Annotated in this window: 25 protein-coding genes and 1 pseudogene; 14 read left to right on the top strand and 12 right to left on the bottom strand. The window is 74.2% G+C overall.

Annotated elements, in window-relative coordinates:
• Positions 1 to 94: 94 nt before the first annotated feature.
• Positions 95 to 1,777, bottom strand: a complete 1,683-nt coding sequence (locus tag KME75_RS05510; protein ID WP_219413423.1) for a hypothetical protein — start codon at positions 1,775 to 1,777, stop codon at positions 95 to 97.
• 80 nt (positions 1,778 to 1,857) lie between these two features.
• On the bottom strand, positions 1,858 to 2,451 hold the full coding sequence (locus KME75_RS05505) for a class I SAM-dependent methyltransferase (RefSeq protein ID WP_219413422.1): 594 nt from the start codon (positions 2,449 to 2,451) through the stop codon (positions 1,858 to 1,860).
• Between the two features lie 71 nt (positions 2,452 to 2,522).
• Here KME75_RS05505 and KME75_RS05500 point away from each other — a divergent pair, with 71 nt between their 5' ends.
• The 3 genes from KME75_RS05500 to KME75_RS05490 all read left to right on the top strand — a co-directional run bounded on the left by KME75_RS05500 (position 2,523) and on the right by KME75_RS05490 (position 4,589).
• Complete coding sequence (locus tag KME75_RS05500) at positions 2,523 to 2,849, top strand: hypothetical protein (protein ID WP_219413421.1); 327 nt, start codon at positions 2,523 to 2,525, stop codon at positions 2,847 to 2,849.
• A 62-nt stretch (positions 2,850 to 2,911) separates the two neighbouring features.
• On the top strand, positions 2,912 to 3,583 hold the full coding sequence (locus KME75_RS05495) for an MBL fold metallo-hydrolase (RefSeq protein ID WP_308282576.1): 672 nt from the start codon (positions 2,912 to 2,914) through the stop codon (positions 3,581 to 3,583).
• A gap of 40 nt (positions 3,584 to 3,623) precedes the next feature.
• Positions 3,624 to 4,589, top strand: a complete 966-nt coding sequence (locus KME75_RS05490; RefSeq protein ID WP_219413420.1) for an NADPH:quinone oxidoreductase family protein — start codon at positions 3,624 to 3,626, stop codon at positions 4,587 to 4,589.
• Between the two features lie 60 nt (positions 4,590 to 4,649).
• Here the strand turns inward: KME75_RS05490 and KME75_RS05485 are convergent, their stop codons facing one another.
• Together KME75_RS05485 and KME75_RS05480 are read right to left on the bottom strand one after the other, a co-directional pair.
• Positions 4,650 to 6,386: a BCCT family transporter gene (locus tag KME75_RS05485; RefSeq protein WP_219413419.1), complete on the bottom strand. Its 1,737-nt coding sequence runs from the start codon at positions 6,384 to 6,386 to the stop codon at positions 4,650 to 4,652.
• 411 nt (positions 6,387 to 6,797) lie between these two features.
• Positions 6,798 to 7,739 carry a proteasome assembly chaperone family protein gene (locus tag KME75_RS05480; RefSeq protein WP_219413418.1) on the bottom strand — a complete coding sequence of 314 codons (942 nt, stop codon included), beginning with the start codon at positions 7,737 to 7,739 and terminating at the stop codon, positions 6,798 to 6,800.
• Positions 7,740 to 7,862: 123 nt separating this feature from the next.
• Here KME75_RS05480 and KME75_RS05475 point away from each other — a divergent pair, with 123 nt between their 5' ends.
• The 3 genes from KME75_RS05475 to KME75_RS05465 all read left to right on the top strand — a co-directional run bounded on the left by KME75_RS05475 (position 7,863) and on the right by KME75_RS05465 (position 10,711).
• Positions 7,863 to 9,224, top strand: coding sequence for an MFS transporter (locus KME75_RS05475; protein ID WP_219413417.1), 1,362 nt, complete (start codon positions 7,863 to 7,865; stop codon positions 9,222 to 9,224).
• 94 nt (positions 9,225 to 9,318) lie between these two features.
• Entirely contained in the window at positions 9,319 to 10,278 is a 960-nt protein-coding gene (locus tag KME75_RS05470; protein ID WP_219413416.1) for an ATP-binding protein, read from the top strand.
• A gap of 37 nt (positions 10,279 to 10,315) precedes the next feature.
• Positions 10,316 to 10,711 carry an SCO5389 family protein gene (locus KME75_RS05465; RefSeq protein ID WP_219413415.1) on the top strand — a complete coding sequence of 132 codons (396 nt, stop codon included), beginning with the start codon at positions 10,316 to 10,318 and terminating at the stop codon, positions 10,709 to 10,711.
• 66 nt (positions 10,712 to 10,777) lie between these two features.
• On the opposite strand, the gene KME75_RS05460 is transcribed toward KME75_RS05465, so the two are convergent.
• Positions 10,778 to 11,491 (bottom strand): PadR family transcriptional regulator, encoded by a 714-nt coding sequence (locus tag KME75_RS05460; RefSeq protein WP_246631503.1) that lies wholly within the window; start codon positions 11,489 to 11,491, stop codon positions 10,778 to 10,780.
• A 163-nt stretch (positions 11,492 to 11,654) separates the two neighbouring features.
• Between KME75_RS05460 and KME75_RS05455 the strand changes: the two genes are divergently transcribed.
• On the top strand, positions 11,655 to 13,073 hold the full coding sequence (locus tag KME75_RS05455) for an alpha/beta hydrolase family protein (RefSeq protein ID WP_219413414.1): 1,419 nt from the start codon (positions 11,655 to 11,657) through the stop codon (positions 13,071 to 13,073).
• Between the two features lie 227 nt (positions 13,074 to 13,300).
• On the opposite strand, the pseudogene KME75_RS44750 reads toward KME75_RS05455, so the two are convergent.
• Positions 13,301 to 13,396: pseudogene (locus KME75_RS44750) on the bottom strand (NAD(P)-binding protein); the annotation flags it as partial.
• 497 nt (positions 13,397 to 13,893) lie between these two features.
• On the opposite strand from KME75_RS44750, the gene KME75_RS05445 reads away from it, so the two are divergent.
• On the top strand, positions 13,894 to 14,061 hold the full coding sequence (locus KME75_RS05445) for a hypothetical protein (RefSeq protein ID WP_219413413.1): 168 nt from the start codon (positions 13,894 to 13,896) through the stop codon (positions 14,059 to 14,061).
• 6 nt (positions 14,062 to 14,067) lie between these two features.
• Here KME75_RS05445 and KME75_RS05440 read toward each other — a convergent pair whose 3' ends face one another.
• Entirely contained in the window at positions 14,068 to 14,553 is a 486-nt protein-coding gene (locus KME75_RS05440; protein WP_219413412.1) for a hypothetical protein, read from the bottom strand.
• A 100-nt stretch (positions 14,554 to 14,653) separates the two neighbouring features.
• On the opposite strand from KME75_RS05440, the gene KME75_RS45635 reads away from it, so the two are divergent.
• Positions 14,654 to 15,031 carry a YkvA family protein gene (locus tag KME75_RS45635; RefSeq protein ID WP_308282575.1) on the top strand — a complete coding sequence of 126 codons (378 nt, stop codon included), beginning with the start codon at positions 14,654 to 14,656 and terminating at the stop codon, positions 15,029 to 15,031.
• Positions 15,032 to 15,211: 180 nt separating this feature from the next.
• On the top strand, positions 15,212 to 16,150 hold the full coding sequence (locus KME75_RS05430; protein WP_219413433.1) for an NADP-dependent oxidoreductase: 939 nt from the start codon (positions 15,212 to 15,214) through the stop codon (positions 16,148 to 16,150).
• On the opposite strand, the gene KME75_RS05425 is transcribed toward KME75_RS05430, so the two are convergent.
• Together KME75_RS05425 and KME75_RS05420 are read right to left on the bottom strand one after the other, a co-directional pair.
• Positions 16,147 to 16,800, bottom strand: a complete 654-nt coding sequence (locus tag KME75_RS05425; protein ID WP_219413411.1) for an endonuclease V — start codon at positions 16,798 to 16,800, stop codon at positions 16,147 to 16,149. The genes KME75_RS05430 and KME75_RS05425 overlap by 4 nt on opposite strands.
• Before the next feature lie 222 nt (positions 16,801 to 17,022).
• Entirely contained in the window at positions 17,023 to 18,216 is a 1,194-nt protein-coding gene (locus KME75_RS05420) for a coiled-coil domain-containing protein (protein ID WP_219413410.1), read from the bottom strand.
• 519 nt (positions 18,217 to 18,735) lie between these two features.
• On the opposite strand from KME75_RS05420, the gene KME75_RS05415 reads away from it, so the two are divergent.
• A complete protein-coding gene (locus KME75_RS05415; protein WP_308282574.1) occupies positions 18,736 to 19,653 on the top strand; it encodes a M23 family metallopeptidase in 918 nt (305 codons plus the stop codon).
• 6 nt (positions 19,654 to 19,659) lie between these two features.
• On the opposite strand, the gene sthA is transcribed toward KME75_RS05415, so the two are convergent.
• Positions 19,660 to 21,069, bottom strand: a complete 1,410-nt coding sequence (sthA, locus tag KME75_RS05410; protein WP_219413408.1) for a Si-specific NAD(P)(+) transhydrogenase — start codon at positions 21,067 to 21,069, stop codon at positions 19,660 to 19,662.
• A 260-nt stretch (positions 21,070 to 21,329) separates the two neighbouring features.
• Here sthA and KME75_RS05405 point away from each other — a divergent pair, with 260 nt between their 5' ends.
• A complete protein-coding gene (locus tag KME75_RS05405) occupies positions 21,330 to 22,442 on the top strand; it encodes a DUF4192 domain-containing protein (RefSeq protein ID WP_219413407.1) in 1,113 nt (370 codons plus the stop codon).
• Between the two features lie 23 nt (positions 22,443 to 22,465).
• On the opposite strand, the gene galE is transcribed toward KME75_RS05405, so the two are convergent.
• The gene (gene galE, locus KME75_RS05400) at positions 22,466 to 23,428 is read right to left on the bottom strand and encodes a UDP-glucose 4-epimerase GalE (protein ID WP_219413406.1); all 963 of its coding nucleotides are present in this window, start codon (positions 23,426 to 23,428) and stop codon (positions 22,466 to 22,468) included.
• 171 nt (positions 23,429 to 23,599) lie between these two features.
• Complete coding sequence (locus KME75_RS05395; RefSeq protein WP_219413405.1) at positions 23,600 to 24,319, bottom strand: iron-dependent transcriptional repressor DtxR; 720 nt, start codon at positions 24,317 to 24,319, stop codon at positions 23,600 to 23,602.
• 91 nt (positions 24,320 to 24,410) lie between these two features.
• On the opposite strand from KME75_RS05395, the gene KME75_RS05390 reads away from it, so the two are divergent.
• Complete coding sequence (locus tag KME75_RS05390; RefSeq protein WP_219413432.1) at positions 24,411 to 25,277, top strand: sulfurtransferase; 867 nt, start codon at positions 24,411 to 24,413, stop codon at positions 25,275 to 25,277.
• 37 nt (positions 25,278 to 25,314) lie between these two features.
• Complete coding sequence (locus KME75_RS05385; RefSeq protein WP_219413404.1) at positions 25,315 to 26,484, top strand: acetoin utilization protein AcuC; 1,170 nt, start codon at positions 25,315 to 25,317, stop codon at positions 26,482 to 26,484.
• The last annotated feature ends 1 nt before the right edge of the window (position 26,485 follow it).

Genomic DNA, 26,485 nt, shown 5'->3' with positions numbered 1-26,485 from the left:
GGTGGCGATACTGCCATCCAGTGGCGGTATCGCCACCTTGCTGGCACGGGGCGGGCGCCTACGGGCGGCGGGCGGCGGGGCGGGCGGCGGGCGCCTACGGGCGGCGGGCCCGCGCGTCGCACTCCACGCGGGGTTGGGCGCCTGTCGCCGGGGCGCGCAGGGCCACGGCTCCGGAGCGGGTGCGGAAGCGGGCCATCTCCCGTCCCGGCGTTCCGGTGCGGGACAGGGCGTCGAGCGCCAGCTCGCGGTGGGCGGGGTCCTCGGCGCGCTGCAGGTACCGCATGATCTCCTGCGCCGCGGCGCGCCCGGGGCGGGCCTGCACCCACGCCGCCAGCTCCGCCTCGGCCACCTCGGGACGCACCGTGCTCATCCGCACGCAGACGAACTCGATGTCCTCGTCGGCGAGCTCGCCGACCAGCGGCGCGTGCACCCCCTGCTCGGTGAGCATCTCCTGCACCGCCCACATGCAGATCGGGGTGAGCGCCACGAGCGTCGGGTCGGGGTCGTCGCGGCCGGCGAGCTCGATCAGCTCGTCGTGGTCCTCCGCGTCCAGGCTCTCCGACAGGTGCACCGCACCCAGCAGCTCCAGCGCGTCGAGCAGCGCGGTGACGTCGCGGCGCCACAGCCGGTGCTCGACGTCGCCCGCGAGGTCGTCGACGACGCAGCCCATCCGGTCGTTGACGGTGTCGCGCACGGCGCGGTGGAACCGCTCGACCGGGACCGGGTCCCCGCCGGCGGCGTAGACCAGCTGCAGCAGGATCGGGAACGCCTCACCGAGGCTCATCCCGAACAGCGACGGCGCCCCGAACACGTTGCTGCCGCCGAAGTGCTCGCCGATGCCGCCGACGGCCTCGAACGCCCGCCGCCACAGCTCGATCGGGCGCGACAGCAGCGGCGCCGAGCTCTTGACCTGCACGAGCCTGCCGCGCACCACCCGCACGAGCCGGGCCTGGCGCGCCCAGGCCAGCAGCAGCGCGATCTCGGGGAGGTCGTCGCACGTGCGGGCGTGGTCGCGGGAGAAGTGGTCGAGGTCGAGCGCGTCGGCCACCGCGCGCGCGTCGGACAGCAGCAGCCTGCCGTCGCGCGTGACCGTGCGCCCGGCCCGGACCCAGCGGGTGAACGCGCGCAGCCGGGCCAGTGCGATGGAGGAGTCGGCGGCGGCGAGCAGCTGCGCGGCATGGGGAGGAAGCACGGGCGGCAGGTCGGGCTGCGCGGGCTCGGCGGTCTCCACCTCCTGGCGGCGCACGATCTCGTCCAGCGCCGCCCGGTCGATCTCCAGCTCGCCGGCGTGTACCTGCTGCAGGAAGCGGGCGACGGCGGCCGGGTCGGCCGTCGCGACGCCGTGGCGCAGCATCTGCACCGCCCAGAACGTGCCGAGGTCGTGGTTGCGCTCGTCGTCGAGCGCGTCGTACAGGGCGGGTGTGGAGTCGGTGATCTGGGCGTGCAGCTCGGCGGCCGGCGCGGAGCGCGAGTCGAGCCAGTCGTTCTCGGCGAGGAAGCCGATCAGGGCGTGCAGCGCGGCGGGGACGGCGTCGCGGTCGTCCTCGAGCAGCGCGACGGTGCGGGGGAACCAGATCGCCAGCGCGTCGGCCACGTGCGCCCGTGTCCAGTGCGCGAGCCTGCCGTCGACGCCGTGCTTGTGGTCGAGCGCTGCCGCGACGAGTGACGGCTCGACCTCGATGCCTCTCCGGCGGGCCCAGGCGACGATGTGCAGTCGCAGCCGGTCGCGGGCACGGGAGTACTCCTCAAGGTCGTCGGGGCCGAACACGAGTCGCACTCGGCCCACCTTCTCAGCCGCCACCGATCGGGGCACGGGCGGGGAGGGGTCTCCGGCGTCCCTGGTGATCAGAGCGGTGATCAGGGGCGCGGCACGGGACGGCGGGCGCGATAGACCACCGCAGGGGGCAGGTTCCGCCACACCGTCGGGCTGATCGCGACGTCCGCGAAGTGCCTGCGGAGGTCGGCGAGCTGGCGGCGGGCGGGCGGTGCCCAGCGCGTCCAGGAGTAGGCGAACTGGGTGAACACCCCGTGCGGCAGCAGGGCGTCGGTGATCAGCGCGTGCAGGCCCCGGCCGTCGGGGCCGGGGGAGTACGCGACCCAGGGCAACCCGCTGACCACCGCGTCGACGCCGCCGATCGCGCGCTCCGCCAGCAGCGCGGGCAGCGCCCGCGCGTCGGCCCGCACCACCTCGACCGCCGGGTACCGCCGTGCGAGGAGGTCGGCCCAACCCGGGTGGAGCTCGACCGCGAGGTGACGGCCGCGGCCGCCCAGTCGCTCCTGGATGGCACCGGTGAATGCGCCTGTGCCCGGCCCCAGCTCGACGACGACCGGGTCGTCGGCCGACAGGGGCGCGATCATCGCCGCGGCGAGTGCGGGGGAACTCGGGGCCACCGCCGCGGTGTGCAGCGGGTCGCGGGCGAACTCACGCAGGAACCGCGCGGTGTCGGACACGCGCCCGACACTACTGCGGGGGACTTCCGCAGCAGCGTCCACCGATCTACGGTCGAGGTGACAGCCGTCACGTGAGGGGGACCACAGTGCACCCATATCGCCTGCAGCAGCTCGTCGCGTCGGTACCCGACGGGATCGACGCCGACCAGCGGGCCCGGCTGCTCGCCCACGTCCAGACCTCCGACGGCTGCCGAGCGCGGGCCGACCGGGTCCGCGACGAGCTGCGCCGCGCACTCGACGGCGGCGACGGCATTGCTACGAGGGCCCTCGACCTGGCCTGCGAGCTCGACGGCCTGGAACGCGTGCAGCAGCGGGTGGACGGGTGGCTCACGGCGCTCGTCGACGAGCTGACCGCCGCCCCGTCCGCCGTGCGCTACGACGACGGCGTCCCCGCCTGAACCACTCCGCCGTGCGCGAACGCACGGAGCTGCGCCGCGCGGCGTCCGTACGGTCCGGGGGCGTGGATCTCCTCGAACTCACCCCCCGGCTGCACCTGATGCGGTTCTTCGTCGGCCAGGCCTATCTCTGGCGCGACGGCGACGACCTGACCCTGATCGACACCGGCCCGCCCGGTTCGGCGCCCGCGATCGCGTCCGCGGTGCGTGGGCTCGGCACGCTGCGGCGCGTGGGGCTGACCCACGCCCACGACGACCACACCGGTTCCGCGGCCGAGATCGGCTCCTGGCCCGGGGCCACCGTGCTGGCCCACCGCGCCGACGCGCCTGTCGTCCGCGGCGATCGGCCCGCCCCGCCGCCGGACTTCACGGAGTTCGAGCGTGAGCTGCACACGCAGGTCGCGCACGGCCTGACCGCGGCCCCGCCCGCCCGCGTCGACGTGGAGCTCGACGACGGCGACGAGCTCGACATCGGCGGCGGCGCCCGGGTGATCCCCGTGCCGGGCCACACCGACGGCAGCATCGCCCTGCACCTGGAACGGGAGCGCGTGCTGTTCACCGGCGACGTGATCGCCGAGCACAGCGGGGAGCTGATGCTCGGCCCCTTCAACGTCGACCGTGACCGCGCCGCGGCGTCGATGCGGCGGCTCACCGGGCTCGACGTCGACGTCGCATGCTTCGGCCACGGTGACGCGATCGTCACCGCAGCAGGGGACGCGCTGCGCTCTCTCGGGTGAGGATGGGGGCGCAACGATCGGTCGACGAAGGGGTCAACGCGTGCGTGCACTGCAGGTGGTGCGGTTGGACGGGCCAGCAGCGGTCGAGGTGAACGAGGTGCCGGAGCCGCAGCGCGGGCCGGACCAGGTGCTGGTCGAGGTGCGCGCGGCCGGGGTGAACTTCCCCGACGTGCTGCAGACCAAGGGCCTCTACCAGTACAAGCCGGAGCTGCCGTTCACGCTCGGCTCCGAGGTGGCGGGCGTCGTCCGCGAGGCTCCCGACGGCTCCCCGCTGCGGCCCGGCGACCGCGTGGTGGCGTTCCCGAGCACCGGAGCGTTCGCCGAGGTCGTCGCGGTGTCCGCGGACCACGTGCTGCCGCTGCCGGAGGAGGTGTCGTTCGCCGCGGGCGCCTGCCTGCCGATGAACTACCTCACCGCGCACTTCGCGCTGCTCGTCCGCGGTCACCTGCGCGACGGGCAGACGGTGCTCGTGCACGGGGCCGCAGGCGGCGTCGGCACCGCGGTCATCCAGCTCGCGGTGGCGCTCGGCGCCCGCGTGATCGCGGTCGCCTCGACCGAGGCGAAGCGGGAGGTGGCGCGCACGGCCGGCGCGCAGGAGGCCGTGGGCGTCGACGGCTTCAAGGACGCGGTCCGCGAGCTCACGGGCGGCGCCGGGGTCGACCTCGTGGTCGATCCCGTGGGCGGTGACCGCTTCACCGACTCGCTGCGCTGCCTGGCCCCCGAGGGGAGGCTGCTCGTCGTCGGGTTCACGGCGGGGGAGATCCCGACGGTGAAGGTGAACCGGCTGCTGCTCAACAACGTCGATGTCGTGGGCGTCGGCTGGGGCGCCTTCGCCCTGCGTCGGCCCGGCTACGTCGGGCAGCAGTGGGCCGAGCTGGAGCCGCACCTGCGTTCCGGGGCGCTCGACCCGCTGATCAGCGGCACGTTCCCGCTCGAGAAGGCCGCGGACGCGCTGGCGCGGATCGACGAGCGCGAGGTCACGGGCAAGGTCGTGCTGGAGATGTGACCGCCGCCGGGGGATCAGGGCTGCGGGACGCCCCGGTACCGAGGCGTCCCGCAGCCTGCGTCACGACTTCTTCTCGGCGGGCTGCTGCACCGCGACGTTGCCGTTGCTGTTGCTCGCCTCCGGAGTGGGCTTCACCGGGAGGTAGAACTCGTCGCCGTAGTGCTCGGTGCCGAACTCCACGGCCTGCACCACCGCCTGCGCGGACCGGTCGTCGCGGCGCATCAGCGGGTCCTCGCACAGGTCCTTGGCCAGCGCGACGCACAGCACCACCATCACGATCGCGAACGGCGCGGACATGATGATCGTGATGTTCTGGATGCCGGTGAGCGCCTCGCCCTCCTCGCCGAGGAGCAACATGATGATCGCGATGCCGCCCATCACGACGCCCCAGAACACCACCACCCAGCGAGACGGCTCGATCGAGCCGTGCTGCGACAGCGTGCCCATCACCACCGAGGCGGCGTCGGCGCCGGACACGAAGAAGATCGCGATCAGGAGCATGGCGAGGATGCCCAGCGCGTTGCCGAGCGGGAACGTGTCGAGCAGGCCGAACAGCTGGGCCTCGACGTCGAGCGCCGCGAGGTCGGTGCCGCCGCGCTGCGTCTGGATCGCGGCTCCGCCGAAGATCGCGAACCAGATGAGGCTGACGGTGCTCGGGATCAGGATCACGCCGACGACGAACTGCTTGATCGTGCGGCCCCGGCTGATGCGGGCGATGAACATGCCGACGAATGGGGTCCAGGAGATCCACCAGGCCCAGTAGAAGACCGTCCAGCCCGACAGCCACTCGGCCGTGGCGTCGCCGCCGGTGGCCGCGGTGCGGGCTGCCATCTCAGAGAGGTTGCCGAAGTAGTCGCCGATCGCGGTGGGTAGCAGGTTGAGGATCAGCACCGTCGGCCCGGCGACGAACACGAAGGCGGCGAGTACGCCCGCCAGCACCATGTTGATGTTGGACAGCCACTGGATGCCCTTGGCGACACCGGTGACCGCCGAGGCCACGAACGCGATGGTGAGCACGGCGATGATCCCGACCAGCAGGACGTCGCCGATGACCGGGATCCCGTTGGCCTGCAGGCCGCCGCCGATCTGCAGCGCGCCCAGCCCGAGCGACGCCGCGGAGCCGAACAGCGTCGCGAAGATCGCCAGGATGTCGACCGCCTTGCCGAACGCGCCCTCGGTGTGCCGCTCCCCGAGCAGCGGGGCGAACGCCGAGCTGATCAGCTGACGGCGACCGCGGCGGAACGTGCTGTAGGCGATGGCGAGCCCGACCACGGCGTAGATCGCCCACGGGTGCAGCGTCCAGTGGAACAGCGTGGTGGCCATCGCGACGTCGAGCGCGTCGTTGGTGCCGGCGGCGACGGTGCCCGGCGGCGGGCTGGTGAAGTGCGTGAGCGGCTCGTTGACGCCGTAGAACATCAGGCCGATGCCCATGCCGGCGCTGAACATCATCGCGATCCAGGAGACCGTGCGGAACTCCGGCCCCTCGTCGTCGCGACCCAGCGGGATCTTCCCGTAGCGGCTGAACGCGAGCCACAGCGCGAAGACGACGAACCCGCTCGCCGCCAGGACGAACGCCCAACCACCTGCGCTCATGATGCCGCCCAGCACGGCCGAGGCGACCGCGCCGAGGGAGTCGACGGAGACCACGCCCCACGCGATGAACGCGACGACGAGCGCCGCGGCGATCCCGAAGATCCACCGGTCGACCGGGTACTGCCGGTCTGCGGAGCCGCTCGGTAGGAGCGTGCCTTCCGGTGCCGCCGGGTCCTTGCTGCGGGGTGTCTCGGACAGTGACATGGCGCTCGGCTCGGCGGTCGCCGGGCCTTCCCCCTCACACGTCTCGGGGCCGGGACGGATTTCCGCCCCGGCCGGTGGTGTTCGTGGTTGTTGCCGTCACCCTCCGCTCCGGGACGCGGTCCCGTCAAACGGAAGCGCAGGACGGCAACCCGGTCGTTACCGGGGATGAACAGCCACAACGCCGGACCGCCCGGGAACCGGGGTGGTGGCGGGCGCCACGCTGCGTGCCGATCATGGCCGGGCTTCGACGTACCGCGAATGTCGGGCCGGCGTGACCGCGAGCCGGGGTGTGCGGGACGGCGAGTCGAGGTGTGAGGGACCGCGAGTCGGGGTGTGCGTGACCGCGAGTCGGGGTATGGGCGCGGGGGCGGGCCGCGAGCGACCGCGCCGCCGGCCCCGGCCGTCCCGGCGTCAGAGCGCCCCGCCGGTGTCCCCGCCGGCCTCCTTGCCGCCCTCGTCGTCGTCCTGGTCGGCGAGGAAACGCTCCACCTCGGCCGCGAGCTCGTCGGCGCTGGGCAGCTCTCCGGCCAGGCCCAGTCCGCTGCGGTCACCGCGGCCGCTCGCCACCGCGTCGTACTGCCGCTCGAGCGCCTGGACGACCTGGCGCACCTCGTCGGAGCCCGCCACCTGCTCGGCGATCTCGGCGTCGGCCTGCTCGGCGGCCTTCGTCAGCACCTCGGTGGGCAGGTACAGCCCGGCGGCCAGGCCGACGTGGTCCAGCAGCACGCGAGCGGCCTGCGGGTACTCGGCCCGCGCCAGGTAGTGAGGAACGTGCACGGCGAAGCCCATCGCGTCGAGCCCGGACCCGCCGAGCCGGAACTCCATGAGCCCCACGGCGCTGCCCGGGACCTCGGCCGTGGCGAACCACGCCTCGTGCCCCTCCGTGAGCTCCGGGCGGGTTCCGTGCACGGTGACCCCGATCGGGCGGGTGTGCGGCACGGCCATCGGGATGGCGGTCAGATTGATCACGAGCCGGATCCCGAACCGGCGCACGATCTGTTCGACCGCGGCGGAGAACCGCTCCCACTGCATGTCCGGCTCGGGCCCGGCGAGCAGGAGGTACTCGGTGTCGCCGGTGTCGGTCAGGGCGACGACGTCGAGCTCCGGCGCGGAGTAGTGGGCCCAGTGGTCGGTCTCGAAGCGCAGCGGCGGGCGCCGCGACCGGTAGTCGACCAGCTGGTCGACGTCGAACCGCACCACGGTGCGCGACTCGCGGTCGGCCCGGATCGCCTCCACGGCCAGCCGGGCGGCGCTGCCGGCGTCGACGAAGCCGTCCAGCGCCACGAGCAGCACCGGCTCGTCCAGCTGTGGCGCGTCCGCGGCCACCTCGTACAGCTCGGCCGGGTCCAGCACCGCACACCTCCGCTTCCTCGACGGGGCACCGTGCCCCGCCCGACACACGTCTCGTACCGACAACGTGAAACTCCCCGCACAGCATCCCGTTTCCGGGTTCCGAAGCGCACCATGGGAGGCGATATGACTGTGCAGCAGCCGCGGGGCGAGGATCGGTGGGGGAACAAGCGGGCCTGGATCGTCTGGGCGGTCGGTCTCGCGGCCTATCTCGTGGGTGTCATGCACCGCACGTCGTTCGGGGTCGCCGGCCTCGACGCGGCAGCCCGGTTCGACGCCGCCCCCGCTGTGCTGTCCGGGTTCGTGGTGCTGCAGCTGTTGGTCTACGCGAGCCTGCAGGTGCCCGTCGGCGTGCTGCTCGACCGGTTCGGCGCGCGCCGGCTGATCGTCACGGGCGCGCTCACGATGGCGGCCGGACAGCTGATGCTCGCGCTCGCCTCCGGCCTGCCGGCCGCGATCTTCGCCCGGGTGCTGGTCGGCACCGGCGACGCGCTGACGTTCATCAGCGTGCTCTCGGTCGTCAGCGCCTGGTTCCCGGCGCGGCGGGTGCCGCTGATGACCCAGCTGACCGGCCTGATCGGGCAGCTCGGCCAGGTGCTGTCGGCGGTGCCGCTGGCGGCGCTGCTGCGCGGGCCGGGCTGGAGCACGGCGTTCGTCTCCGCGGCGGCGCTCGGGGTGGCCGTCGCGATCGCGGTGGTCGCGGTGGTGCGCGAGCGCCCGCCGGGTGCCCCGGTACCGCCGCCTGCGGCGTCCCCGCGTGAGGTGCTCGACGGGCTGGTCTCGTCGTGGCGCGAACCCGGCACGCGCCTGGGCCTGTGGACCCACATGGGCACCCAGTTCTCCGGCACCGTCTTCGCGCTGCTCTGGGGCGTGCCCTACCTGGTCGCGGGCCAGGGCTTCTCCGACGGCGCGGCGAGCGCGATGCTCGCGCTGCTGGTGGGCGTCGGGATCGTCGCCGGGCCGCTGTTCGGCGAGTTCACCGCCCGGCACCCGCTGCGGCGCTCCTGGCTGGTGCTCGCCGTGATCGGCACGACGGCGCTGATGTGGACGATCGTCCTCGCCGTCCCGCCGCCGGCTCCGCCGTGGCTGCTGATGCTGCTGGTCGTCGTGCTGGCGCTCGGCGGTCCGGCGTCCATGGTCGGGTTCGACTACGCCCGCACCTTCAACCCCGGTCACCGGCAGGGCGCCGCCGTGGGCATCGTCAACGTCGGCGGGTTCGTCGCATCGCTGCTCGTCGCGTTCGGCGTCGGGGTCGTGCTCGGGATCGCCGGGCCCGCCGACGGCTACACGCCGGAGGCGTTCCGCGTCGCCTGGACGGTCCAGTACGTCATCTGGGCGTTCGCGCTCGTCGGCGTGCTGGTCGCCCGCCGCCGGGCCCGGCGCAAGATGGCGTCCGAGGGCGTCGTCGTGCCCCCGCTGCGCGAGGTTCTCGCGACCCGCCGTCGCGCCCGTTCCGGGCAGGAGCGCGTCACCGCCCGCGTCCGCTGACGCCGCCGTCCCGCCGGAGCCGCACCCCTCACCCGTTAGTGGAAATGCTTATCATTAGCGCCTCGCGACGAAGATCAACGGAGAGGGGCGCCGGGTGCGCATCGCGTTCGTCGGCAAGGGCGGCAGCGGGAAGACGACGACGGCGGCGATGTTCAGCCGCTACCTCGCCGAGTTGGGCAAACCCGTCCTCGCGATCGATGCCGACATCAACCAGCACCTCGGCCAGGCCTTCGGCCACGACGGCCCGCCGCCGCGTGCGCTCGGCACCGACCTGGCGTGGCTCAAGGACCACCTGCGCGGCACGAACCCACGCATCCCGTCCGCCGAGGCGATGATCAAGACGACGCCGCCGGGCCCGGGGTCGCGGCTGCTGGACCTCGCGCCGGACGGCGAGCTGCTCACGCGGTACGCGGCCGTCGCGGGCGGTGTGCGCCACCTCGTCACCGGTGAGTTCGACGAGGCCGACATCGGCGTGTCCTGCTACCACTCGAAGACCGGCGCGGTGGAGCTCTACCTCAACCACCTCGTGGACGGGCCCGGCGAGTACGTGGTGGTCGACATGACCGCGGGCGCCGACGCGTTCGCGTCCGGGCTGTTCACCCGCTTCGACCTGACCGTGCTGGTCAGCGAGCCGACCCGGCGCGGCGTGGGCGTCTACCGGCAGTACGCCGAGCACGCCGCGGGGCACGGGGTGGCCCTGCGGGTGCTGGGCAACAAGGTGGCCGACCCGAGCGACGTCGCGTACCTGCGCGAGCAGGTCGGCGACGCCCTGCTGGGCTGGCTCGGCCAGTCGGCCTGGGTGCGCGCTGCCGAACGCGGCGACAGCGCCCCCATCGGTGCCCTCGAGCCGGCGAACCTCGCCGTGCTCGACGCCGTGCTCGCGGCGCTCGACGGGCGGCAGCGGGACTGGGCCGCCTACCACCGCTGCACCGTCGAGTTCCACCTGCGCAACGCGGCCGCCTGGGGCAACCGCGCCGTCGGTGCCGATCTCGCCGCCCAGGTGGACCCCGACTTCGTGCCGGGACCTGGTGCGCTGCGCCCGGTCCGTGCGTAACTGTTCGAGCACCATCCGTCACCAGCCAGGAGGTTCTGTGTCCCTCGACGTCCCCACCCACGTGCTCACCGCCGCCGAGCGCGGGCAGCTCGACGACGCCCAGTTCGTCGCCGTCGTCCGCGGCTCCCTGCCCTACGCCTGGGAGGTCGTCTCCGCCGCCGCCGACGACCGCGTCGCCCGGCCCGACGCGCCGTTCGGCGAGCACGAGGTCCCGCCGCCGTCGGAGACCCACCGCGGGCAGCTGCTGCGCGCGCTGGCCAGCAACGCGATCCGCGGTGCGCTGGAGCGCCACTTCGGCGTGGTGTTCGCATTCCAGAACTGCCACCGCGTGGCAGCGTTCGCCCCCGCCGACGTCGACGGGCCGGTCTACCGGGAGTTCATCAGCCCGCGCGGGCAGGTGCTGAACCAGAGCCCGGAGCTGCGCGACTGCTGAGGTCGGCCCGTTACAGCAAAGCCACTTTCACGCCATGTGCTTGCGTGAAAGTGGCTTTGCTGCAATTCACTCGGCCAGCAGGCGGTAGATCGTCTTGCGCGCCTCGGCCAGCGCCTCCGTGGCGGTGGCGATCTGCTCCGGCGTGCCGGCGGCCATCACCTGCTGCGCCGCGGCGTGCAGCTGGCCCAGCTGTTCCCAGAGCTCGACGGCGTCGGTGTCGACGTCGCGGCCCACCGACTCCCACACCGCGTCGAGCTCCGCGCGGTGCTCGTCGACGTACCGGGTGCCCTCCTCGGTGAGGTGCACGACCCGGCGGCCGTCGGTCTGTTCGACGCGGACCAGGCCCTCGTCCTCCAGCTGCGACAGCGTCGGGTAGACCGAGCCCGGGCTGGGGCGCCAGGCCCCGCCGGAGCGCTCGGCGATCTCCTGGATGATCTCGTACCCGTGCCGCGGCTGCTCCGCGACCAGTGCCAGGACCGCGGCCCGGATGTCGCCGCGCGCCGTCCGGCGGCCACGGCGCCCGCGCGGTCCGCGGGGCCCGGGGAAGGGGCCGCGCATCGGCGGCATGCCAGGAAAGCCCGGCCCGAACGGCGCCCCGTGCCGCCTTCCCCGCCTGCGCCCGCGGGGATCCGCGTCGTCCTCGTCTCCGGTGAACGGCGGCGGCGGTGCGTCCATCGCCGCCGCGTGGGGCGGGAACGGCGGGCGCGGGTGAGCGTGGCGACGGCCGCGGCCACGGAAGGCGAGCCACGGGTTGTCCCATGCGGGGTTCATCGCGTTCATCGTTGGATCTCCTCTCGACTACGAGCGATCTGCTCGCGTGCTATCACGATATATCGCGATAGTCGAGTTGGCAACTGACAGGTGTCACAGGTCCTCGCTGCCCCTGTCATCGGTTCGCCCGCGCGGCCCGGTCCGGAAGGCGCGTCGCCCTAACGTGATCGTCATGCGCCGCCTGCTCGTCGTCGTCCCGCTCCTGCTCGCGCTGCTCGTCGGCTGTGCCGCCGCACCTCCCGCGGCCGCCCCACCTGATCCGGTCGGCGCGGAGGCGGTGACGGGGGACTGGACGGGGCCGATCGAGATCCCCGGGTCGCCGCTGGACGTCGGCATCCGCATCCTCCACGAGGGTGACGGGCTGCGCGGGGAGATCGACATCCCGGTCCAGGGCATCGCCGCCATGCCGCTCGGCGACGTCCGGCTCGACGGCTGCGAGCTGGCGTTCACCCTTCCCGAGGTCCCCGGCGACGCGCGGTTCCGAGGCGTGGTGGCCGCGGACGGGACCGCGATCGAGGGCGAGTTCACCCAGAACGGCCAGACGTTCCCGCTGGTGCTGCGCCCCGGCACGGCCACGGCCCCCGAGCGCCCGCAGGAGCCGCAGCCGCCGTTCCCGTACCGCGCGGAGGAGGTCACCTACCGCAGCGGCGAGATCGACCTCGCCGGCACGCTCACGCTCCCCGAGGGCGACGGTCCGTTCACCGCGGTCCTGCTGATCACCGGCAGCGGCGCCCAGAACCGCGACGAGGAGCTGTTCGGGCACAAGCCGTTCCTGCTGCTGGCCGACGCGCTCACCCGGGCGGGCCACGCCATGCTGCGCGTCGACGACCGGGGCGTCGGGGGTTCCGGCGGAACGCTGGCCACGTCGACGTACGACGACCTCGTGGGCGACGTCGTGGCCGGTGTGGAGTTCCTGCGCGGGCGCCCGGAGATCGACCCGGAGCGGATCGGGCTCCTCGGCCACAGCGAGGGCGGCTACCTCGCACCGCTGGTGGCGGGGCGGACCGATGTCGCGTTCGTGGTGACCATGGCCGGTCCGGCGGTGTCGGGGGAGGACGTGCTCGTCGCGCAGAACCGGCTGCTGATGGAGGCGGCGGGCACGCCCGCCGCGCAGGTCGAGGACCAGGTCGCCTACGTCCGGGAGCTCATCGGGCTGCTGCGCGCGGAGGACTACGCGGCGGCGAGGGCGCTCGTCGAGGAGCAGATCGCGGAGCAGACCGCGGGGCTTCCCGCCGACCAGCAGCCCTCCCCGGAGCAGGTGCAGGCCCAGGTCGAGAGCATGGTGAGCCCGTACATGCGCTCGTTCCTCACCCACGACCCGACGGAGTCCCTGCGCGCGCTCGACGTGCCGGTGCTCGCCTTCTTCGGCGGCAAGGACCTGCAGGTGCCGGCGTCCCAGAGCGAACCCGTGCTGCGTGAGCTGCTGGCCGGCCACCCCGACCCGACGATCCGCGCCTTCCCCGGGCTCAACCACCTCATGCAGCCGGCGATCACCGGTGCGATCGAGGAGTACGCCACGATCCCGACGACGATCGACCAGCAGGTGCTCGACCTCGTCACCGGCTGGGTCGGCGAGCGCTTCCCGGCCTGATCGTCGTCAGCGGGCGGCCGTCGGCGCCCTCCACCGCGATGCCGTGGCGGCGCAGGAGCGCCGCCGCGACGCCGGTGCCGGGCACAACGGCCCCGCCGAACGTCCCGTCGTAGCGCCAGTTCGCGCCGCAGGACGGGCTGCGCCTCCCAGAGCGGCTGCGACAGGCACGCCCGCAGCGAGCGGGCGCCGACGGGGTCGACGTGGATCCGGTAACCCTCCCGGCGGCTGCCGGGTGAGGCATCGCGCTCGTACACCGCCACCGACACACCCGCCCGGCGCAGCCCCTGCGCCAGGCACAGCCCGCCGATACCGTCGCCGATCACGATCACGTGCAGGGGAGAGGGCACGACTACTCCGTTTCCGGTCCGGCTCCGAACAGGAGCGCCTGGAGGCGTGTGAACATGCCGCCGGCCCGCTCCGGCACCAGCCGGACCCCCTTGACCGCGGCCATCACGACCTCCGCGGCGGCCTCCGGGTCGGGTGCGGCGCCGGTGAAGACCTCGACGAGCCCCTCGCACTACCCGGACTCGAGATGCTCGATGGCCGCCCGCACCGCCGGGTCGCGCCGAGCCCGGAGGTCGAGCTCGGCGGTGACGGTGAACAGTTCCGGTCGCTCGAGCATCAGGCGGCGCAACGCGTCGAGGTGGTCGTGCAGCCGGGCGGACGGACGAGCTCCTCACGGCGCGATCGCGTCACTCCACCAACCACGTGGTGGAGAGCAGGGGACGAGGGCAGGGACGTCCAGTGCGTCGAGGGTCGCCGGGAACTTCCCGGCGACCCCGGTCGTCGAAGAGGTCAGGGGCGCAGGGGAGGTCGGTCGATGTTGAGGATCCTGGGGATCGCGGTCGCCATCTGGATCGTGCTGTCGGTGCTGGGCGCGGTGTTCGAGTTCCTCACCTGGGCGCTGGTGATCGGTGCGGTCCTGTTCGTCGGCGCCGCCGCCTGGTCGGCCGTGAAGGGGCGGTCCCGCGGGGCGATCCGCCGGTAGCCGGGGTCAGCGGCGGCCGAACAGGTTCTCGTCGCAGTTGCTCTGCAAGTAGGACCGCAGCTGCTCGGCCGCGCCGGTGAACTCAGGGGAGTTCAGCCGGGCCGCGAGCTCGCGGTCGCGGGCCACGGCGCCGCCGTCACCTCCGCTCGCGAGCAGGGCGTCGAGCTGCAGGTTCGTGGCCTGCACGGTGCGCTCGACCTCGGGGCGGATCTCGTTCGGCGCGGCGTTCAACAAGTCGGCGCTCGTGCGGCGCACGGCGTCGACCGTGTTGGACAGCTCCTCCGGCGGCACGCCCGTGCCCCGGGCGAGCAGGGTGTTCAGCGGACGGATGGCCGCGGAGTTCGCCTGGGCGGCGGCGCAGAACGGGCTCGGCGGCGGCGGTGCCGTGCGCACGGGCTCCCGGCCGTCGCGATCGGCCACCGAGCTCCCGCAGCCCGCGGCGAGCGCCCCGGCGGCGATGGCCAGTACGGCGCGGCGCGGAACGAGACCCATCGAGAACTCCCAGAGAACTGCAGTGCGGGCCCCGACCCTAGTGCCCTGCCCGGATGCCCCCTGTGAAGTGGCCCAGGCCGTTCCGGGGAACGACCGCGGCGTGCGGGTCGTTGTAGGCGACGTGGCAGCTCTCGGACCTCGGCGGATCACGGCGTTCCGCGCGCTCTGGCGCGCCGTCACGCAGGCCGGCAGGCCGGGCGCACCGGCGGTCGGCGACCGGGTGCGGGCGCTGCCCCGACTCGTCGGGGCAGCGCTCTCCGGGCGTTACCCGCAGCTGAGCCGAGGCAGGCTCGCGATGGTCGCGCTGGCGCTCGCCTATCTCGTCTCGCCGGTCGACCTGGTCCCCGAGGCCTTCCTCGCGCTCCTCGGGCTCGGCGACGACGCCCTCGTCGCGATGTGGCTCGGGGGCGCGTTCCTCGCCGAGACCGACAGGTACCTGGAGTGGGAGAGCACCGAGGCCGGCCGCGTCGAGCGCTGATCGGGGCAGGTCAGCGGCGTGTCCACGGGCCCACACCGCCGATCCGCTCCACGGTGATGCGCACGACGAATCCGGGCGGCGCTGGGCGGGCAGCGGGAACCCGGCGCCGGGGCGACCCGAGAATCGGAGCCCGGGCCGGAGACCGTCGGTCCGCGGTGGTAGGCATCGGGCGTGGCAACGATGCGCGTGATCACGCAGCTGTCGACGGGCGGGCCCGAGGTGCTCGAGCTCGGGCAAGCGGAGGTACCCGAGCCGCTGCCCACCGAGATCCGCGTGCGCGTGGCGGCCGCGGGGGTGAACCCGGTGGACTGGAAGACCCGCGCGGGCGGAGGGATGGCCGCCGTACTCGGCCCGCCGCCCTTCACCATCGGCTGGGACGTCGCCGGCACCGTCGACGCGGTCGGGACGGGCGTCACCCGCTTCTCGGTCGGTGACGCGGTGTTCGGGATGCCGTGGTTCCCCCGGCAGGCCGGTGCGTACGCGGAGTTCGTCACGGCCCCGTCGCGGCACTTCGCATGCCGTCCGGCGGGTCTCACCGAGGTGCAGGCCGCAGGGCTCCCGCTGGCGGGGCTCACCGCCTGGCAGTGCCTGGTCGACATCGCGGCTGTGCAGCCGGGGCAGCGGGTGCTCGTGCACGCCGCGGCGGGCGGGGTGGGGCACCTCGCCGTGCAGATCGCCAAGGCCAGGGGCGCCCACGTGATCGGCACGGCGTCGAGCGGCAAGCACGACCTGCTCCACGATCTCGGCGTGGACGAGGCCGTCGACTACCGCGCCGAGCGGTTCGAGCAGGTGGTCGACCCGGTCGACGTCGTGCTCGACCTGATCGGCGGTGAGGTCGCGGTGCGCTCGCTGGACGTGCTGCACCCGGACGGCCGGATGATCTGCCTGCCCTCGGCCGCGGCGGCCGACGCCATCGCCGCGGCTGCCGAACGCGGCCTGCGCGCCACCGGCATGCTCGTCGAGCCCGACGGCGATGGCCTCGACGAGCTCGCCCGGCTCGTCGACGACCGGCGGCTGCGGGTGCTGGTGGCCGAGACGTTCCCCCTGGAGCGTGCCGCGCTCGCGCACCGCGCCGGCGAGCTGGGGCACACGACCGGCAAGCTCGTGCTGACCGTTTAGGGCATCCGCAGCAGTGCCCGGCGGGAGAGGTGGTCGGCCCTCCGGATCGGGTCGGGCAGCCGGTACGCCGAGCAGGCCGCGAGCACGATGTCGGCGGCCTGGTCGTGCCCGATCCGGTGCCCGGCGGAGACGTACAGGGGGCGCACCCGGTCCCGCGTGCGCAGCACCGTGCCCACGCGCTCGCCCGCGTCGCGCAGCGGCGCCCGGTCACCGCGGCGGCACCCCGGCTCGTCGTAGGTGCCGACGAAATGGCTCTTTGCGCACCCGACGGCCGGCAGGCCCGTCTCCACGCCCAGATGGCAGGCGAGCCCGCAGCGCCGCGGATGGGCGACGCCGTGGCCGTCGGCCAGCAGCAGGTCGGGTTGGACCTGCAGCCGGTTCAGCGCGGCGAGCAGCGGCGGGACCTCCCGGAACGCCAGCAGTCCCGGCCGGTACGCGACGGTGGCGGCGCCCGGCAGCACCACCTCGTCCAGCACGACCCCGCCCGTCGCGTCGACGACCACGGCGGCCGCGACCAGCCGGTCCGAGCCGACCGCGTAGGAGACGTCGAGACCCGCGATCGTGCGGGGCGGCTCGACGGGGCCGTCCGGGATGCGGACCCGCCCGGCCAGCGCCAGCTGCTGCCGCACGGCCTCGTCCTCGTCGAGCACGGCCCGATCCTCGCCCGGTCGCCGGCCGAGGGATCACCGGGGTGGTTCGATCACCGGTTTCGGCGCGCCCGCCGCCACGATCCGTCCCGTGAGGCGGGCCCGCAGCCCCACCGTCCGGCCTGAGCGGCGTGGGGCGCCGGGGGGCGCCGAGCTGCAGCAGGAAATCCTTGGTTCGCAACCCGCTCACCCGCCCGGGCTGGTTCCGCGCGTCGGGGCCTCGCCTCAGCGGCGCGGCCGGGCCGTCCTCGCCTGCGCGACCACGTCCCTGACCCGCTCCCGGATGCCCTGCAGCTCGGTGAGGTAGAGGTAGTAGTCCGGGTGCACGCCCGTCAGCCGCTCCTGCGCGTTCTGCAGCCGCACCGACTGTGCGTCGAGGATCGGGCCGAACTCCGTGACGAGGCCGCGATCGACCACCAGCCGCTGGGCGTCGCGCAGGACGAAGCGGGTGTCGGCGGCGAATGTCGCGGGGTCGGCGCGCACGTCGCGCAGCTCCGCGAGCCTGCCGGTGACGACGTCGTGCCGGTCCTCGGCACGGCCCAGTGCGGAACGCGCGGCCGTCACCTGGTCCGCCGCGTCGTCCCAGGCGCCGTGCTCGGCCAGCCGGCGGGCCTCGGCGATCGCGGTGTCGGCGTCGGCGATGGCCTCGAGCGCCTGGGCCTCGGCGCCGGTGAGGTCGCGCGAGCACGGCTCGGAGAACTCGCGGCGCAGCGCCGACATCGACGGCTCGATCCGTTCGGCCTTCGTCGCGGCCGCCGCGCGCCGGGTGGCGATGCTGCTGAGGGCCGACCGGACGGACGCCGCGGTGCGGGGCGCCTCGGCGGCCAGGGTGGCGGCCGACCGGGCGAGGTCGAGCGTGCGCTGGGCGTTGGCGCGCCGCGCGCGCAGGCCGCCGTCGTCGAGGAGGCCCGCGGTCCGTTCGGCCTCCGCGAGCTGCTCGGCCGCCCGTCGCGAGCGGACCCCGGACGCCTCCGCCTCCCGAACGGCCGACCGCGCCGCGACGAGCGCGGTGCGGGCCTCCTGGATCGTGCGGGGCAGGCTCGTCAGCGCGAACTCGGCTTCGTCGAGGGCGCGGGAGTGGGCCGAGCGGAACCGGCGGATCGCCTGTCTGGCCCGCTCGATCTCCCGCAAAGCCTGTTCGTCGGCGGCACGTGCGCCCGCGACGGGGCCGGTGCCGTCGAGCGGGAAGCGGCTGGTCGCGCCGAGGTAGGCCTCGGTGGCCGCGTGGCCGGTCGCCGCGACCTCCGCCCACGCCGCGGCGAGGCTGCGTCCGGTGCCCAGCTCGTCGGCGGCGTGCACAGCCGCCGCTGCGGCGCGCTGCTCGTCGTCGAGGGCGAGGAAGCCCTGGGTGGCGGCGTGCCGCGCGGCCAGCGTCTGCTCGTCGGGAGGCGTGTCCCTGCGATCGGACCTGCGGAACAACTCGCTCCCCTCGCACGCCGGGCTCCTCGAACCGTACCCGCAGCGCCCCCTCCCGCGCCCGGTTCGCGCCGCACTCCGGAGGCTGCCGTCGTCGGCGCGCAAGCCCTTGACGCGCGGCGCGCGCGTCAATCTCGATCTTCGTCCCGCTCCGCCCGGCGCAGATCCCGAGCGGTCGACCGGGGAACGCTGCTCCGTTCGTCGGTATCGCCGTCTCCGTCCGAGCACGGACCGTGACGAAAAGGCGCGCGTAGCGGGGGACACGGCGCAACGGTGCGGTGAACGGCGAGTCCCGCTTCGGCGTGTCGCGTGCGACACGCCGAGATTGCCGCTCGTCGCGCCGCGCGCCCCGGCGGTCTCAGTGACGCTCCGAGAAGGGTTGCCGGGGGAGCGGACGGGGTTAGCGTCGTCGCCGGATCGATAACGGCTCGGTCACAGACCGGACACGGACCGCACCCCAGGCGGTCCGCCCGCCCCGACGGGATGTCCGGGCCGAGCCGACGAGATCCGGAAGGAAAGGTCGTGGCACGGCACCGCTCCCCCAAGGGCCGGCGCGCGCACCTCGGGTCCCCGCTGTCCGTCGCTATGGCGGCAGCGGGGACCGGTGGCGGCCGCTCGGTTTCGCTCCCGCAGCTGAACACGTCACTGCCCGCTCGGTTCGTCGCGACGGTGGTCGCGGGCGGCGCACTCGCCGCCACCGGCCAGCACGCGCTCGCCGAAGCACTCCCGGCGATCGCGGACGACACGAACGCGCTTCGTCTCGGCGTCGAGGAACTGGCCGGTGAGACCCCCACCGCGGCCACCGAACTGGTCGCCGAGCCGGTGGGCGCCATCGCGCCGGTCGCCCCCGAGCCGGTCGTCGCGGAGGTGGCCGACCTGGTCAAGGCCGCCGACCTGCACCAGGCCGCCGCCGAGGCCGCCGCGCGCGCCGCCGAGGAAGCCCGTGCCGCAGAGGCGGCCAAGGTCGCCGCTGAGGCCGCCCGTGCCGCTGAGGCCGCACGCGCCGCGGAGGCCGCGCGCCAGACCGAGCAGGCCGCTGCGGCGTCCGTGGGCGGTGCCGTCCAGATGGTCACGGGCCGGGTCACGTCCGGCTTCGGCGCCCGGTGGGGGTCGCAGCACCAGGGCCTCGACATCGCCGCACCGATCGGCACCCCGATCCGCGTCCCCCTCGCGGGCACCGTGATCGACTCGGGCCCGGCGAGCGGCTTCGGGATGTGGGTCCGGGTGAAGCACGCCGACGGCACGATCACCGTCTACGGTCACATCAACCGCTCCCACGTGAGCGTGGGCGAGGAGGTCGGGGCGGGCCAGGTGATCGCCGAGGTCGGCAACCGCGGCCGCTCCACCGGCCCGCACCTGCACATCGAGGTCGTCACCCCGGGCGGCAAGAAGATCAACCCGCGGCCGTGGCTGGACGAGCACGGGATCGGGTACAGCTGATCCGCGTCACGCGGTGCCGAAGGCCTCGAGCGCCCGGATCTTGTTCGTGGCGTCCAGCGCGGCCACCTTGTAGGCCTCCGACAGGGTGGGGTAGTTGAGCACCGTGTCGACGAGGTAGTCCACGGTGCCGCCGCAGCCCATGATCGCCTGGCCGATGTGGACCAGGTCGGTGGCGCCGGTGCCGAAGACGTGCACGCCGAGCAGTGTCCGGTCGTCGGTGGACACGAGCAGCTTGAGCATGCCGTAGGAGTCGCCGACGATCGCGCCGCGCGCGAGCTCGCGGTAACGCGCCGTGCCGACCTCGTAGGGCACCGACGACGTCGTCAGCTCGGCCTCCGTGCGGCCGCAGTAGGAGATCTCGGGGACGGTGTAGATCCCGATCGGCTGCAGGTCCTGCAGCTCCCGCGCCGGTTCGCCGAACGCGTGGTAGGCGGCGAGCCGCCCCTGGTCCATGCTCGTGGCAGCGAGCGCGGGGAAGCCGATGACGTCGCCGACCGCGTAGATGTGGGGCACGGCCGTGCGGTACCGGTCGTCCACGGAGATGCGACCGCGCGCGTCCGCCGACAGCCCCGCCTTCTCCAGGTCGAGCTCCTCGGTGACGCCCTGCCGGCCCGCGGAGTACATCACCATGTCGGCGGCGATCCGCTTGCCGCTCGCGAGGCTGGTGACCGTGCCCTTCGGCGCGACCTCGACCTTCGCGACCTCCTCGCCGAACCGGAAGGTGACCGACTGGTCGCGCAGGTGGAACTTGAGCGACTCGACGACCTCCGGATCGCAGAAGTCGAGCATCTGCGGCCGCTTCTCCACCACCGTGACTCGGGTGCCGAGCGCGGCGAACATCGACGCGTACTCGATGCCGATCACGCCGGCGCCCACGACCACCAGCGACGCCGGTACCCGTTCCATCCGCAGGACGGCGTCGGAGTCGAGCACCTTGTGGTCGTCGAACTCCACCTGCGCCGGGCGGGCGGGCTTCGTGCCCGTCGCGATCACGACGTGCTCGGCGGTGACCGTCGTGTGGTCGCCGCGCGCCTCGCCGGCCACGGTGACGGTGTGCGCGTCCTCGAAGCGGGCGGTGCCGGCGAGCAGGTCGACGTGGTTGCGCAGCAGCTGGTTGCGGATCACCTCCACCTCACGGCCGACGACGTGCTGGGTGCGCGCCAGCAGGTCACCGATGGTGATCTCCGACTTCACACGGTAGCTCGCGCCGTACAGGTCGCGCTGCGCGAACCCGGTGAGGTAGAGGACGGCCTCCCGCAGTGTCTTGGACGGGATCGTGCCCGTGTTGACGCAGACGCCGCCCATCATGTCGCGGCGCTCCGCCACGGCCACCCGCTTGCCGAGCTTGGCGGCCGCGATCGCCGCCTTCTGCCCGCCGGGGCCCGAGCCGATCACCAGCAGGTCGTAGTCGTACACCCGACGGTCCTCCCCAGATCGGTGCGGCGCCGGCCGGGGGCCCGGCGGTCGCCGTCCACCGCGTCAGCGTCGTGGCAGGCGGACGGGCGGGCAAGCGGGAGGCGACCGGTACCACGGCACCCCGACAGTCGGCCGCGCGCGCGATCCGGCTGTCCACACCCGCTCCTTTCGCGGGCGATCCGGGCCCTCCGAGCGACGCCGTCCACAGCCGAACGGAGCAGCACCCGCCATGCGGCCCCGCCGCCGTCCACGCTCCTCGTATGGCTTCTCCCGACCTCCCGCGGTCCGTCGACCGCGGCGCCGACACCGTCACCGTCCGCAACCCGGGCGAACTCATCGCCGCGATCCCGGCCGTGATGGGGTTCCGCCCCCGCGAGTCGCTCGTGGTCCTCGCGCTCGGCGGTGCCGCAGGCCGCACCCTGGGGCTCACACTGCGGGCCGACCTACCGCCGCCGGAGCACGCCGCCGACGTCGCGGACACCGTCGTCCGCACCGTGCTCCGCGACCGGCCTGCCGGCGCCGCAGTGATCGTGGTGGCCGGCCGCACCGGGGCCGATCCACCCCACGCCGCACTCGTGGATCTGGTCGTGCGCGGCCTCCAACGCCAGGACGTCCCGGTGCCCACCGTGATGTGGGTCGAGAGCATCACCGGAGGTACCCGGTGGGCGTGCTACGGGCCGTGCGGCTGCACCGGGGTGCTCCCGGATCCCGCGTCGACCGCGTACGTCGCGGCCGCAGTGGCGTCCGGCACCGTGGTCCGCGACGACCGCGGCGACCTGGAGCGGATGGTCGCCCCCGCCGATCCCGAGCGGATCCGGCGCCGCGAGGAACTGCTCGTCCGGGCCGTCGACGAGCTGGTCGCCCGGCACGTTCTCGACATCGGGCCGGACGGCGATGGCGCGGCGCACGAGGCCGTTGCCGGAGCCGACGGCACGGCTGTAGCGGTGGTCGACACCGCCATCGTCGAGGCGAGTGCCGGGCGGCTCGATCTCGACGACGAGCGCGTCGTATCGCTGGCCATCGCGCTCGGCGACCCGGCCGTCCGCGACGTCGCCCTGCTGCGGTGCGCCGGCCCGGCGCCGCTGGCGGCGGAGCGGCTCTGGACGGCGCTCGTGCGCGAGACACCCGACCCGGAGGCCGCCGAGCCCGCCGCGCTGCTGGCCGTGTCGGCGCTGCTGCGCGGCGACGGCGCACTGGCCAACGTCGCCATCGACCGCGCGGAGCGGGCCTGGCCGGGACACCGGCTGGCCGGCATGCTGAGCGCCCTCGTGGCGACGGGTCCCCACCCCGACGAGGTCAGGGAGTGGGTGCGAAGCGGGTCGGAGGTACCCGGGCCGGGCGGGCGTCGCTCCGGCGGGGAGGGGCTGCGGTGATGGTCAGCGCCTCCCCCCGCTGCTCAGACCGGTTGCCGGCTCTGGGCGAAGCGCCAGGCGTCTCCCACGATGGTGGCGAGATCGGTGCGCCGGGGACGCCAACCCAGATCGGCCATCGCGGCCTCGCTCGACGCGATGAGCACCGCGGGGTCGCCACCTCGGCGCGGTGCCGTCGTCGCCGGGATCGGGTGGCCGGTCACGGCCCGGCAGGCCTCGATCACCTGGCTGACGGAGAACCCGGTACCGCTGCCGAGGTTGTAGACGTCGTGCCGCCCCGCCTGGGCGTGCTGCAGGGCGAGCAGGTGGGCTTCGGCGAGGTCGTCCACGTGGATGTAGTCGCGCACGCACGTGCCGTCCGGGGTGGGCCAGTCGTCGCCGTACACCTGCACCGCATCCCGTGCGCCCGCGGCCACCTGCAGCACCAGCGGGATCAGGTGGGTCTCCACGGTGTGGCGCTCCCCGAACCGGCCGTGCGCGCCCGCCACGTTGAAGTACCGCAGGCTCACCGCGGCCAGGCCGTGCGCCTCGGCGTAGGAGGTGATCGCATGGTCGATGGCGAGCTTGCTCGCGCCGTAGGGGTTGGTGGGGCGGGTCGCGGCGTCCTCACGGATCGGCACCTGCTCGGGCTCCCCGTAGGTGGCCGCGGTCGAGGAGAAGACCAGCCGGGGGGTGCCGTGCGTGCGCATGGCGTCGAGCAGCCGCAGCGACGTCACCACGTTGCCCGACCAGTAGAGCTCCGGCCGCTGCACCGACTCGCCCACCAGCGAACGGGCCGCGAAGTGCAGCACGCCGTCGAACCCCTCGGCGAGCACTTCTTCGGCGGCGGTGGCGAGATCGGCCTCCACGAACCGGGCGCCGTCGGGCACCGCGTCCCGGTGGCCGGTGGAGAGATCATCGAGCACCGTGACGTCGTGATCGGCGTCCACCAGGTGCGCGGCGCACACACTGCCGACATAGCCTGCTCCGCCGGTGACGAGCAGCTTCACGGGAGTCCTCCTCGGGGCGTGGTCGGTGGCCGCTGCACCTGCGGACGTGCGCCCGCCGGTCGCGTCGGCGGGGGTCACCGTCTCACGGGGCAGCGGTGCGCCTGCGTCGAGGGCAGTCGGTCACCGACGCCCAGCCCGCCCAGCGGCGGACGGAAGCTGCGCGAGCCCCACTCAGCGGGCGCGCACCAGCACCGCGTGCGCGATGAACGGGGCGACCGAGGAGCCGCCACCGTCGGCGCCCACCGGCACGGGCTCGCCGAACCGGGAGATCGGCTGCACCTCCACGTCGTTGCCCGGCACGATGCCCGCGCCCTTGAGCTCGGCCATCAGGTCGGCGTCCACCTGCACGTGCTCCGCGATGCGGCGCACCTCCACGCGACCGCCGCCGCGGCGGGCGAACTCGTCGAGCCGCTGCAGGCCCACCTCCAGCACCGGAGGGGCGAACACGGCGGTGGCCGCGACGCTGGGACTGCTGGTGAGCTCGTCGAGACCGGGGATGGGGTTGCCGTACGGGGAGATCGTGGGGTTGTCGAGCAGCTGCACGAGCTTGCGCTCCACCGCGTCGCTCATCACGTGCTCCCAGCGGCAGGCCTCGGCGTGCACGAACTCCCACTCGAGCCCGATCACGTCGATCAGCAGCCGCTCGGCCAGCCGGTGCTTGCGCATCACGGCCACGGCGCGGGAACGCCCGGCGTCGGTGAGCTCGAGGTGGCGGTCGCCGGCCACGACGACGAGGCCGTCGCGCTCCATCCGCGCCACGGTCTGGCTCACCGTCGGCCCGCTCTGGCCGAGGCGCTCCGCGATCCGCGCGCGCAGGGGTACGACGCCCTCCTCCTCGAGTTCGTAGATCGTTCGGAGGTACATCTCGGTGGTATCGATGAGCTCGTTCACCCGCGGCCCTTTCGTCTGGCTCCCATCCTATCCACCGAACACCTCGCCGGGGTCCGGCCATCCCGGGCAGGATGACCACGTGGTCGCACCGATGGTTCCCCTGATCCCGCCGCACGAGCTGGCGGCGCTCCTGACCGCCGACGACCCGGCGCACCGGCCGGTGGTGCTCGACGTCCGACACCGGCTGGGCGGCCCGCCCGGACGGCCCGACCACGACGCCGCGCACCTGCCCGGGGCGGTGTTCCTCGACATCGATACCGATCTCTCCGACCCGCCCGGGCCGGCCGGCCGGCACCCGTTGCCCGCGGCGGACCGGTTGCAGGCCGCCCTCCGCGGAGCGGGTGTGCGCGACGGGTCGCGGGTGGTCGCCCACGACGACGGCAACGGGTCCGTGGCGGCGCGGGCCTGGTGGCTCCTGCGCTGGGCCGGACTGCCCGCCGACCGGGTGGCTGTGCTCGACGGCGGCTACGCGGGCTGGGTGGCCGCGGGCCTGCCCACCACGGCGGAGCCCTCGCGTCCCGAGCCGGGCGACGTCACGGTGCGCCCGGGCGGCATGCCGGTCGTCGACGCCGACGGCGCCGCGGAGCTGGGCCGCACCGGGGTGCTGCTCGACGCGCGCGCCGCCGCCCGGTACCGGGGGGAGGTCGAGCCGGTCGACCCGCGGGCGGGACACATCCCCGGCGCGCGCAACGCGCCCGCCACGGAGCTGGTGGGCCCCGACGGGCACTGGCTGCCGCCCCAGGTGCTGGCGCAACGGTTCGCGGGCCTGGGATTCGGGGCCGACGTGGCCGATGTGGGTGCCTACTGCGGGTCCGGGGTCACGGCGGCCGCACTGGTGCTCGCGGCCGAGTATGCGGGGGTCCGGCCGCCGTCGCGGCCCATCGCGCTCTACACCGGCTCGTGGTCGAACTGGTCGGCCGATCCGCAGCGGCCCGCGGCCACAGGGGCGGCGCCGTGACCCGCGGGACGGCGGCACGTCGCCTACGGTCGCTGCCATGAGTCCCCGAGCCGCCGTGGTCTGGACCCCCGAGTTCCTCCGCTACGACCTCGGGGACGACCACCCCCTCGACCCCATCCGCCTCGATCTCACGATGCGGCTGGCCACCGACCTCGGGGTGCTGGAGGGCGTCGAGCCGCTGGTGCCGCAGCAGGCGCCCGACGAGGAGGTCCGGCGGGTGCACGTGCCCTCCTACCTCACCGCGGTGAAGTCGGCGCCCGAGGCGCCGTTCGGCGTCGGCCACGGGCTGGGCACCGACGACAACCCGATCTTCCTCGGCATGCACGAGGCGAGTGCCCTGGTCTGCGGCGGGTCGCTGCTCGCCGCGCAGGAGATCGCCGAGGGCCGGGCCGATCGCGCGGTCAACATCGCGGGCGGCCTGCACCACGCCATGGCCGACCACGCCGCGGGGTTCTGCGTCTACAACGACGTCGCGGTCGCGATCTCGTGGCTGCTCGACCACGGGTTCGACCGCATCGCCTACGTCGACGTCGACGTCCACCACGGCGACGGCGTCCAGGCCGCGTTCTACTCCGACCCGCGCGTGCTCACGATCTCGCTGCACCAGCATCCGCTCACGCTGTGGCCCGGCACCGGGTGGCCGGGGGAGTACGGGCAGGGCTACGCCGCGGGCTACGCGGTGAACCTGCCGCTGCCGCCGGGCACCGCCGACAGCGGGTGGATGCGCGCCTTCCACGCGGTGGTGCCGTCACTGGTCACCGCGTTCCGCCCCCAGGTGCTGGTCACGCAGTGCGGGGTCGACACGCACGCCGAGGACCCGCTGGCCAACCTGGGGCTCTCGGTCGACGGGCACCGCGCCATCTACCGCGAGCTGCGGGAGCTCGCCGTGCACGCCGCGAGCGGGAAGTGGCTGGCCGTCGGTGGCGGGGGGTACGGGCTGTTCCGCGTCGTGCCCCGCTCCTGGACGCACCTGGTCGCCACCGTGCTGGACCGCGACGTCGAGCCGGACCGGCCGCTGCCCGCCGGCTGGATCGCCCACACCGCCGGGCTCACCGGGCAGCAGCTGCCGATCTCCATGACCGACGGGTGCGACCCGAGCCACGAGCCGTGGGGCGGGGGCGGCGACCGCGTCGACAGCGCCGTTCTGGAGACCCGCCGTGCGGTGTTCCCGCTGCACGGACTCGACCCCGACGACCCGCGGGACTGAC

It is taken from the genome of Pseudonocardia nigra (genome assembly GCF_019396355.1).
GTDB lineage: Bacteria > Actinomycetota > Actinomycetes > Mycobacteriales > Pseudonocardiaceae > Pseudonocardia > Pseudonocardia nigra.
This window is presented reverse-complemented; position numbering and strand designations above follow the sequence as displayed.

Coding starts and splice junctions, on each gene's coding strand:
- KME75_RS05485 (WP_219413419.1), bottom strand. CDS start 6,386: ATGTCACTGTCCGAGACACCCCGCAGCAAGGACCCGGCGGCACCGGAA.
- KME75_RS05475 (WP_219413417.1), top strand. CDS start 7,863: ATGACTGTGCAGCAGCCGCGGGGCGAGGATCGGTGGGGGAACAAGCGG.
- KME75_RS05460 (WP_246631503.1), bottom strand. CDS start 11,491: ATGAACGCGATGAACCCCGCATGGGACAACCCGTGGCTCGCCTTCCGT.
- KME75_RS05455 (WP_219413414.1), top strand. CDS start 11,655: ATGCGCCGCCTGCTCGTCGTCGTCCCGCTCCTGCTCGCGCTGCTCGTC.
- KME75_RS05445 (WP_219413413.1), top strand. CDS start 13,894: ATGTTGAGGATCCTGGGGATCGCGGTCGCCATCTGGATCGTGCTGTCG.
- KME75_RS05440 (WP_219413412.1), bottom strand. CDS start 14,553: ATGGGTCTCGTTCCGCGCCGCGCCGTACTGGCCATCGCCGCCGGGGCG.
- KME75_RS05430 (WP_219413433.1), top strand. CDS start 15,212: ATGCGCGTGATCACGCAGCTGTCGACGGGCGGGCCCGAGGTGCTCGAG.
- KME75_RS05405 (WP_219413407.1), top strand. CDS start 21,330: ATGGCTTCTCCCGACCTCCCGCGGTCCGTCGACCGCGGCGCCGACACC.
- KME75_RS05390 (WP_219413432.1), top strand. CDS start 24,411: ATGGTTCCCCTGATCCCGCCGCACGAGCTGGCGGCGCTCCTGACCGCC.
- KME75_RS05385 (WP_219413404.1), top strand. CDS start 25,315: ATGAGTCCCCGAGCCGCCGTGGTCTGGACCCCCGAGTTCCTCCGCTAC.